Source organism: Candidatus Competibacter denitrificans Run_A_D11 (assembly GCF_001051235.1).
Classification (GTDB): domain Bacteria; phylum Pseudomonadota; class Gammaproteobacteria; order Competibacterales; family Competibacteraceae; genus Competibacter_A; species Competibacter_A denitrificans.
In genome coordinates, this window is the sequence record NZ_CBTJ020000116.1 from 18933 (window position 1) to 28626 (window position 9694).

Annotated in this window: 8 protein-coding genes; all 8 read right to left on the bottom strand. The window is 56.4% G+C overall.

Features of this window, described 5'->3' with window-relative positions; translation table 11 throughout:
* Positions 1–5: 5 nt before the first annotated feature.
* The gene (locus BN873_RS18315; RefSeq protein WP_071244482.1) at positions 6–1457 is read right to left on the bottom strand and encodes a protein kinase domain-containing protein; all 1452 of its coding nucleotides are present in this window, start codon (positions 1455–1457) and stop codon (positions 6–8) included.
* Positions 1454–2158: a PP2C family serine/threonine-protein phosphatase gene (locus tag BN873_RS18320; RefSeq protein WP_071244485.1), complete on the bottom strand. Its 705-nt coding sequence runs from the start codon at positions 2156–2158 to the stop codon at positions 1454–1456. The genes BN873_RS18315 and BN873_RS18320 overlap by 4 nt, the downstream gene beginning before the upstream one ends.
* The gene (locus BN873_RS18325) at positions 2158–2844 is read right to left on the bottom strand and encodes a vWA domain-containing protein (RefSeq protein ID WP_048677113.1); all 687 of its coding nucleotides are present in this window, start codon (positions 2842–2844) and stop codon (positions 2158–2160) included. The genes BN873_RS18320 and BN873_RS18325 overlap by 1 nt, the downstream gene beginning before the upstream one ends.
* A gap of 214 nt (positions 2845–3058) precedes the next feature.
* Positions 3059–3364: a DUF4258 domain-containing protein gene (locus BN873_RS18330; RefSeq protein WP_071244492.1), complete on the bottom strand. Its 306-nt coding sequence runs from the start codon at positions 3362–3364 to the stop codon at positions 3059–3061.
* A gap of 159 nt (positions 3365–3523) precedes the next feature.
* The gene (locus tag BN873_RS18335; protein WP_139031787.1) at positions 3524–5236 is read right to left on the bottom strand and encodes a sigma 54-interacting transcriptional regulator; all 1713 of its coding nucleotides are present in this window, start codon (positions 5234–5236) and stop codon (positions 3524–3526) included.
* A gap of 32 nt (positions 5237–5268) precedes the next feature.
* On the bottom strand, positions 5269–9033 hold the full coding sequence (locus tag BN873_RS18340; protein ID WP_048677101.1) for a bifunctional RecB family nuclease/DEAD/DEAH box helicase: 3765 nt from the start codon (positions 9031–9033) through the stop codon (positions 5269–5271).
* Positions 9034–9393 (bottom strand): protein NO VEIN domain-containing protein, encoded by a 360-nt coding sequence (locus BN873_RS20630; protein WP_048677102.1) that lies wholly within the window; start codon positions 9391–9393, stop codon positions 9034–9036.
* Positions 9394–9395: 2 nt separating this feature from the next.
* Positions 9396–9694 (bottom strand): hypothetical protein (locus BN873_RS20710; RefSeq protein ID WP_206778876.1); only part of this gene is annotated, 299 nt, incomplete at its 5' end.

Below are 9694 nucleotides of genomic sequence, written 5' to 3' on the forward strand. Positions count from 1 at the left end.
CGCACTCACCATACAAAACGCCAGACGACGTGTTCTTCCTCGATCAGGCCCAGGTGTAGCCAAAAAGACGTCTCAGAACGACTGGCCGATTTGAGGCGCTGGTTGCGTTTGATCGGTAAGACTTTATCGTCGGCAGCTCGCTGTAGAAAAATTTTCGTGTGATTGGCTGGAGCGATCCACAGCCCGTCCTCCTTCAGTTGAAGGGTGCATAGCAGCGATGCGTCCGCATATAACGAAGTATTCAAGGGCAGACTTTTCAGCTCAAGAGGCGTCATGCTCTGCAACACGATGGCTTTGCCCGTGCGAGACCAGCATTCTTTCCGAATCAACGACTCTGGTATGTCATCGCTCAAGCCTTCGCTCAGCAAAGCAAGCGGCATATAGCGGTACTCACGAAGCAGTAACGCGGTCTCTTGATTCTGGAGATGGCCGCAGAATGGACACTCGAGGGTTTTGGTATAGAAAAATGTGCTGTCACAGGAAGCGCATTGGACACAATGACCGATAGCGTCTGTAAGCACATCGGCCCATTCACTCAGGCTCGGGCGCTGGCCAGGATCATGCAAACCGGCGTTGAAACACTGCTCGAAAAGTTTTTTCAATGGGGTATTCAGCGTAATTGCGCTGGGTAAACCCAAAGTTCGCGCATTGCTCCGGTCAGTCGGATGATCTACCCAAGGCAGTTCACCCCGAAGCGCCGTTTCTTCCAGCTCGGGTTCACCATCGAGTACACGATCCCCTTTCAGAGGGTGGGCCAAGGTGAGAAACCGATAGGCCAGTACCGCAAAACTCCAGCTATCCGTAAACGTGTTGATTCCGGATTCGCCACGCAATATTTCGGGTGCCCCATAATCGGGAGTGAAAACCCCCTGATGACTATCGCGTGATTGACTGGAAATGTTATCGGCATCAATCAACCAGACTTCGGCATATTCCAGGGACTGAGAGACAAATACATTGGCCGGCGATAAATCACCATAAGCCAGTCCCCGACCATGCAACTCTGCCAATACCCATGCCAGACGAGCAAGAATCTGTAATCTGCGTTGCAGGCCACCCGTTTTTATGTAGCCTTCGATACCGTCATCCGACATGAAGGTATCGAAGGCTGTTTGCAGCAGGTCCGCTATTGGGATGAGGCCATCCATCCATTCCATCACATAGCCGGGCTGTGGTTCTACGATCAGCGCCTGTGGGTGGGCAATCGGCAAGCCTTCAAGCGGTTGACGCATGAGGCGACGGATTTTCCCTAACCAGTCAGCGAGCTTTTCTCGCTTTTGCTCTGGAGTACGCGCCCCGGCGACCTGGGCGACCTTGACAAGCACATTGGGATAATTGGTAGTACAGACCACGCCCTGTCCGCCCGCACCGATACGTCCGGTCAATTCGTAGCGTTGCCCATGTTGATCGACCACGGTTCGGTTTTTCCTGGAAGACTCGCTGGTTACCTGACTCATTGGGATATCCTGAAAATTGCCACGAGGGTTTTGTCATCGCTGTGCATAGGGGTTGACCAGTCGGTCAATTCGCTTTGCAGCCAGCGCCTGCCGCTGCGTCGATTGCGAGTTCTGAGATCTTCGTAGAGTCCAGCCATAAACGCGGATAGCTGTTCTGGATCGAGATCATCGGCAATACCATCGGTTATTAACACCACGCCATCGCCTGCCTGAGTCAGCGTTCCTTCGGCGGTATGCCATTTATCCGGCCGATATGCCGATTCAAGCGCCCAAGTCTGATTGCCGTAGCCCTCGCGCCTGGGCGTCATACATTGAAACTGGCCTCCAACACGGAGCAGCACCAATCCATCGCCCAGTTGGGCCGCATGCACCTGGCCATTCGCAGTGATGCGGGATAGCAAGAGCGTTGTTGCTGTATCCCGTGGCTCATAAGGCGCAATCGCCTTTACCCATTGCTCATGGATCACAGGTAGTGCGTCCACAAATTTCAGTGTCGGCATGGTTTGCCTCAGAATGCGCCTGCCGACTTGGCAGGCCCGACGGGAACCGATGTCACTGTGCGGCCGGGATCCCAGTCCATCGGCGACGGTCGCCAGCCAACCGCCACGCCACCCGGCCAACCGCATGGCATCCTGATTGGGTTGCCCCTGATCCAGGTGGTGCGGGCCAGTCACGCTGGCACCGCAGGCAACGAATCTCATTAGTCAAAATCGAGATCAAGGATCTTGTCGTCATCGTCAGGAGGGAGAACCACGAATACGTCTTCCTGATTAGGATCCGTATCGGTCGAGCGTTTCGTAACGGTCATCGTTACGGCCTTGAGGAAACGATAAATATCTCGGGCGTTATGGCCCTTGAACAGGGGGGCTTCTATGTGGTTGGGAAAGTCACGCAGCATGTCTTCATCCGCATCCGCCCCGATGGCCATGGCCAGGCGCGTCGCTTTCTGCGCCCGTTCGGACGCGCATAAGGCCTGAAACGGACCTTCCCAGTCGTCATTGGGTTGACCATCGGACAGCAAGACCAAAACTGGCCGGAAAGCCCGCGAGGGAATGCGGTCTTTGTCTTCCAGTAGCTCAAGGGCCAGGCTAAATGCTGCGCCCATCGGCGTCATCCCATCGGCGGTCAACTCAGTTAAATCCGGCACACTGTGCGCCGCCGCCAGCGGCAGATGCCATTGCGCGGCTTCGCCACCGAAGGTGATCACACCCACCTGGATTTCCGCCCGTAACCGACTTTCCTTGGTAAAAGTTTTGATCATGTCCTTCAACGCAGCATTCAAGGCTTCAATTTTGCCGTCCTCGCTCATACTGCCGCTCACGTCGGCCAAAATGATCACCGGCAACGGTCTTGGGGTCGGAACGGCAAATTTTTTCAAGCTGCTCATCTTGGGATTTCCTTTTTGTGGTTGACTGGCCGTAGGCGGGGTTGGCGCGGTAGCCGTTCCTGGTCTTTGCCGGGATACCGGCACACTGGGTTGATGCATCAACGTGTCGTTCACGAAGCGGCTTACGATATCTTCTTGGTACTTCGCAAATCCCATGTCACTTTCTCCTGATGAATTCGCTGAATAAACACTTCTAAAACTCAGTATGACGACCTTAATGCTTTAACCCATTGAAGTCGTGATTGCGGTAAGTGGTAATGACCAGCCCTTCTGGACTGCACACAACCTGTAATCCATCGAAAGCTGACAGATTTCTGCCTAACCGGCGGTGGTGAATGACCTCCTTGCGACCGATGGCGTAGATTGCCGCGCCGCGCACGTGGACTTTCCGCCCATACGCCAAGACGGCCCGGATAGCGGCGGGTGAGACGCTGCGTCCACACATGCGTTTCCAAGCGTGCTGGGATAAAACCGGTTGGGAATGGCCTTGGAGTTCGCTTTGTTGTAGGGCTACGTTCATCGCTGGTTCTCCCGGTTTGATCAGGTAGGTCACTGATGTCATCCCAGGAAAGGCGATTTCCATGCCAAACGTTAATAGACCGCAAATTTTTATCCAACCTATTAATATTAAAAGTTAAATTAGTCTCTTGCGAACTTGGCAACGTCAGGAAGTACCTGGTCAGGCCACTGACTCGGAATTAATTTGCCGATGATCGGCAACATCTTTCCGGTTCGGTTCGTCCAGCACCCAAGTCCGCAGGGTCCGCTCGCTGACATCGCATAGCTCATTGATCGGTTTCTGATAGGTGCGGGCGCAGCGACGCAGTTCGCGGGCTAAAAATGCCTTCAGGTCCTTTTCGATCCTTCCGGTATCGAGACGCCCCAGTTGCTGGAGTAAGTGATCCAAAGGTTGGGTTTCGGCGAAGGCGCGAGCAATGGCTTGACTGGCTACCGCAGGCTTGGGGGATGCTCCGGATCCGCAGGGTGATGGGCTATCTAGCCCCTCCAGTCCATAGTCCACAGCCTCTGTCCACTTCAACGGCTCAACGGGATCATGACGGGCGGAGAGAATGCGATAGGCGACGCGGAACAGATCGCGGAGATTACCCGGTAATGGATGACGCGCCAGGCTGTTGATGACCTGCTGATCGGGCCAATCTTCCGAGTGTAGGGTTGCTTCGGTCACGCCACACCGTTGTGCGGCTTGGCGATAGACATCCGGCCACAACCACCGGAGTTCTTCGGAAATATCGCGTAGTGCAGGTAGTTGCAGCACCAGTAAACTAATCCGATCCAGAAAATCGGGATGAAGTCGGCGTCGCAACTCATCCGATTCCAGATTGGTCGCGGTAATCAGTCTGAAATTGCTGTGTTTGGGGCGGTCGTTACCTAAAGGCAGGTACTGTTTTTCCTCCACGGCTTTAATCAGGAGTCGCTGGAGATCAGGACTGATATCACCGACCTCGTCGAGGAACAAGGTATCGCCATTGGCGGCGGCTAACAGACCTTCAGTGTCGCGGGTGGCTCCGGTGAAAGAACCCTTAAGGTAGCCGAATAGCTCAGCCCGCATCGTTTCCGGGCTGTACTGGCCGCAGGCTACGGCTGGCCAATGTGCGTCCTGCTCCTCGCGGCGAAACGGGCTATTCATGCGAATCCAACTGGCCAAAGTGGTTTTACCGGTGCCACGCTCGCCTAATAGCAATACCGGTACATTGAGTTGAGCGTAGCGGCGCGCTTCCGCGAACAATTGCCGCATCCGGTTGGTACGGAAACGCGCAGGATCCCAGAGTATCCCCTGCTCTTCAGCGCTGACTTGCGCCGGGCGTGACCGACGATACGCCTTGTAAAAAGTGTCGATGCCTAAGCTGACGGGAACCACCGCCGCCCGACCGTAGCGTTCCTCTTTCCGGTAGGATTTGACCAGTTGTACCGGGGGTTCAATAAACCCGGTTTCGCCCATCAATACCCAGATGGTCTGCATCGATGGGGTGCCTGGGCTGATGTGAATGACCAACTCACGACCGGCGAACCGTTGGCGCAATATCGGCATCCGCTGGCTCAGGAACGTAAAGATTCCCCGGTGATCGGTCGGGTCTTCACCGTCCCATTGCTCAACGGTGATGTTGATTTCGGGATCGTGGCTACGCAAGCTGTCCAAGGTTTCGGTCAGCGCACGATATTCTCTTGATGCGGTGGGCGCATTTCCGGAAAACAGCACAACATCATGGATGCGTCCCGCATAAGGTGATGCCTGATCGTACAGTAATGTCAGCGTAGGGCCAGGCACCGGTTGATTCTGTACAAGCCGGTACTGGGCCGTAGCGCGTTCACGCTCATAAGGATCATTGTTGACGGCAACCCAGGAAACCAGGACGGGCGAATGATCACTCACCACAAATGTTCCATAGTTATTGGATTCCACCTCTATTGATCTTCAAATCTGAACCGTAGCACCTCAGCACTCACCCCATTTTTTCCAGCAAAAAGCTTTTGATCACCCTTCTCAGTTGCAAGATCGTAGAGCTGCCGCATGAACGCGAGTCCTGCAACGGCTTCCTCCACATCCAGCACTCCGGGAGGTGCATCCAGGAGCGGTCTTGGCAAGAAAAGGATCGCCTTGCACCGAGCGCGGGTGATCGCAACGTTGAGCCGGTTTCGCCCGTAAATGAACTTTGCCTCACGCAGTGCAAATTCGGGGTCGGAAACGCCATACGAAATCAAGACTACCTCAGCTTCCTGGCCCTGCATTTTCTCGACCGTATCAACGAACGGGTTTTTCAGGCCATTGCGAGCAATGGCCTTGCGGATTGCGGCTATTTGAACATGATGAGGACTGACGATGAAGACACCGGGTCCGTTTTTGCCGGTGCCGTGGAAGAAGTCCCGGTCATTGGCATAAGGCATTCCGGTCGCCGTAACCATCCCGTTCCGTAGTGCCCGCGTTAATCTCGCGACCAAGCGCGCTTCCAACTGGTTTTCCTTGCCCGCATCCACCCCATCGAGAACCACTATCACGAACGGATAGTGAGGATCGAGGCAGTGCTTGGCAAAGCGACCCCTACCACCAGCCGCCGCCCAACGGAGTTGCTGGGTCGCGATCTTCTCCGTAGCGCATTGATACTGATCACCGTAAATGAACTTGGCAGCGATGGTGGTAAGGGTCTTATTCATCCGCCAATTTTCATGAAGCTGTAAACCGAGTGCGACGTGTTGGTCAATGCGTAGCGTGGACAGGATAGAGCCATGGATGGTGGGACCTATTATGGGGTCTGGCCATTCCCCATTGACGATCGGGGGAAGTTGCTGGTGATCTCCGGCCAGCAGCAGACGGCCCTCGGGGTGGCGAAGAGTTAAAGGGGCACACGCTTCGGGAAGGCGGACTTGGCTGGCTTCGTCGACGACCACCAAGTCGAACACCTCGCCAGGGTTGGCTTTAATGCAGGCGTAAACCGTGGCGCCGATCACCACCTGATCCTGTCCCAAGATCTGATTGTGAAACTTCGGATCAACCTCAGTAACAGGTTCTGGTTTTTTATCGCCCCTCCATTCTCCAGCTTTCCACACAGATATATTCGTGGTGGTAAAGCATGTCTGGAGGGTGCGAGCAACGCTTTTCAGCACATTCTCAATGGCGGCATGGGTAAATGCGGTAACGAGCACACGGAAGGGTTTTCTCTCGGCGTGATGCGCAGCCACCAAGGCAGCCACCGCCGCGCCGACGAAGTGGGTTTTTCCAGTACCGGGAGGACCCCACACGACTGTGTTCTCGTAGTGGCGCAGCACCCGGAAAGCCTCGATTTGGCTGGGGGTCAGCGAGAGCGCGGGAATGCTCGCAGCGGCCCGTTTCTCGACCTTCGCGCCGAGCGAACGCTGGGGTGACGAAGGCGTCCCCAGGAATGCAACCAGTGACTGGGGGCTAGAGCGGTCGAGGTTGACTAGCCAACGGATGACTCTATCGGTGTTGTAGTCGATGAAACGGGGGTGCATGACGTAGCACCGACCGGCCTTCGCACGTCCCGTACTGAATTCCTGGCGCCAAGCTACGCACAAGGTTTGTGGGATTCCAGCGTTATCAGTGGTCACCGCTTCGATGCCGACGATGGCTCGATGGGGCGATTCCCTGCCGTAGAAGTTTTTGTCGCGGTAGTAGTAATCGGGGAATCGAAGCTGTGCGAACCGACCATTCGGGTCGTCGGTCACGAGTAGCCAGTTGGGCATGGTGGTTTCGTCGAGGGTGGCAGGGCCATGCACGATCCTGAAGCGATTTCCGTCCATGGCCTCCAGTTCGATGATTTTTCCCAACTCCCGCTGGATTTCGTGCGCCTCTGCCCGGGTCGCCCGCACCTCGAGGCAGGACATCACGCTCTCGAAACGGCAAAAGAAAGCCAGTTTGGCCAGTAGCGGCGATTGGATGCCGCTGGTGCCCGGCATCGTAAACTTGGGCGGCCATGCCGAGAGTTGCGATCCTGCTTGCTGGCGCAGTGCGAGCAGGAGCGCGCGGCTGGCGTAGAGTAAATTCTTGCCATTGTTACGAACGATGGAAACGTCCTGCTTGCCGTCCCAGACCTTGTGAATCCCGTCAGGTCGCAGCGCATGCCCCAACGGAAAGTGCACATGCGGATTGCGCTTGTAGGTGAAGGGACTCCCCAGCGCGGCCAGCGATTCCGGCAGGGTATAGCTGGTGTCGACCGGCAAGGCGACTAGTTGCGCTTGTGCGGACAAAAGCACTACCAGTGGGTAGGCTACCGGTTCTTCAGGATGTTGCTCGACGTTGGCCAGATCAGGGCTGGAGAAGTGGAGGAGCAGGCGCATGGCGGCTTGCTGGACCGTAGGGTCTGCGAGGGCCGCAATCAGCAACCTGCTAAACACCGCGCGCTCGCGTTCGTTGTGAACGTAGCACTGCAATGAGAGTTGGTTTTCCCAAGTTCGATTCCGGTTGTAGTTAGCGACGTTCTCGAAAAGGGTGTCGATATAGACGATGACCCCTGCGGTGACTTTCGGTACATCATCTCGTGATTTGGCCACCCACACTGCCGGCTTGGGCGTGTCCGTGCGGCCAGTGACCGGTTCGTGGAGGTCCTCCCGTACGGAAACGAGTACCCCGGCCAGATAGCAAATCTCCTCCAGCGGTTCCTCCTGGGCGGTAAGAAAAACGGCGACGTTCTCCCCGGCCGGGAGCGCCATGGATCCAGCCCCGTGTAAAACAGGCATTTCCTGCGCGAATGCCTTTGTCTGGCCTCGCAGGAGATGGCGGCGACCCGCAAGGGAAGCGCACCGGGCAAGCGCGTCGTCAGCAGTCGGTTGCGTTAACCATTGCGCGAGGTCGTCTACCGTGGTGACGCCCTGTTTGGAGAGAAAGCGCTTGCCAAAGCCCGTCAGGCCGGCCAAGCGCGAGATATTGTTCGCCGTTCGCGTTTCAGCGCGACAATGATCAAAGTAGTCGCACCACTCACACCGAAAATGCAGATGCCACGCGGCCTGATCCGCTGTGTCGGAGCAGATCCGCGACAGGTCTTCGCGGAGGAAACGGACGACGTGGGGACGAACCGGATCAAGGTCGAGGTCGAGCGGCGAGACAGCGCCTCCGAGCCACACGCCGCCCTTGACGACATCCACAACCCCATCGATGCGCTCGGCGGCGAGGATTTCCTCCAATTCCCATGTGTACAGCAAAATTTGGATACGGTGGATAGCTTTCGCCGTATCACCGCGCTTGATGTCGATCACCCGGAATCGGCGTTGTTCGCCGATGGTCTCGACAGCAATCAGATCCGGGTGATTATCAGAGAAGTGAATCCGAGAGGGGTCGATGCCGAAACGCTCGTAGAAGCTATTGGGCGCGCGCAGCAGGCCTTGGTAGATGAACCCGGCATTCGCCGTGCGCAGGGCGTGGAGGGTTTCGTTCTGGTCGAGCCGACGCTCGCGCACCGGAGCGCCGGGCTTACCGCTTGCCATGAGTACCTTGCCTTTCAGCAGTTGCTCGACGACCTGCTCTTCCCAGCCATACCCCGCTTCTCGAATCGCCTCCATTACCGGACTGGTGTCGGGCTTGTGTTCCGGAATGCCGTCAGCTTTTCTACGTGTCGCGGGCGTGGCGGAGAAGCGAAGAAACCGCTCACAGTCGTGAAAGAAGTAACGGGCGATGCGCGACGGGCTGATGCGAAAAGGCTGGTCGATTGAGGTCATCATTCATTCCTCATCGTCATCGGGTCCGGGGAGTGGCTTAGATGGCTTTGTTTCGGCTTTATCTCGCCAGTGGCGGGCGTAGAGATAGAATCGGGAAGTCCCTTTTGCAGGATTAGGGATGGCAATCACGTTCGGATGATCAGTTCCGAGGTTCTCCACGACATAAAGCCACCAGTCGCCATCTTGGGTGCGCGCATCGTCAAACTGACGTCCCGTCATGGTCACCGTGGCATCACTTTGCCAAGCACCCTGGAGACCCTTGACCTCAATTTTTCGCTTGCCGTCACCGCTCAACACATCGTACCCAGCTTGATACCGGTCAGCTTCCTTAGGCTGGCGTCCTTCTCGTTGCTCGTAGTCCATTACTATCCGGCGGGCATTAGCGTCATCTTTGGGAAGTCTCTGCTCACGAACCGCCCTTTGCTCCTCTTCTTCCTCGTTTCCGGAACCGTCAATGAGGAATCGGTTCGGTGCTTGGCCTGGACGGGGTGGGTGACCTGGTGGTTGGCCACTATGACCCGGCTTTTTGCCCCCGGTATCAGGGCCATTAGGTTGGTTGGAACCATCATCTTCCTCTGGGCCATGCGGCCCCCGAGACCTGACGTCTTCCTCTGGGCCATGCGGCCCCCGAGACCTGACATCTTCCTCTGGGCCATGCGGCCCC

What these genes read in the sequence shown, in the direction of transcription:
- BN873_RS18315 (WP_071244482.1), bottom strand. Translation starts at nt 1,457, where the DNA reads ATGAGTCAGGTAACCAGCGAGTCTTCCAGGAAAAACCGAACCGTGGTC.
- BN873_RS18320 (WP_071244485.1), bottom strand. Translation starts at nt 2,158, where the DNA reads ATGAGATTCGTTGCCTGCGGTGCCAGCGTGACTGGCCCGCACCACCTG.
- BN873_RS18325 (WP_048677113.1), bottom strand. Translation starts at nt 2,844, where the DNA reads ATGAGCAGCTTGAAAAAATTTGCCGTTCCGACCCCAAGACCGTTGCCG.
- BN873_RS18330 (WP_071244492.1), bottom strand. Translation starts at nt 3,364, where the DNA reads ATGAACGTAGCCCTACAACAAAGCGAACTCCAAGGCCATTCCCAACCG.
- BN873_RS18340 (WP_048677101.1), bottom strand. Translation starts at nt 9,033, where the DNA reads ATGATGACCTCAATCGACCAGCCTTTTCGCATCAGCCCGTCGCGCATC.
- BN873_RS20630 (WP_048677102.1), bottom strand. Translation starts at nt 9,393, where the DNA reads ATGGACTACGAGCAACGAGAAGGACGCCAGCCTAAGGAAGCTGACCGG.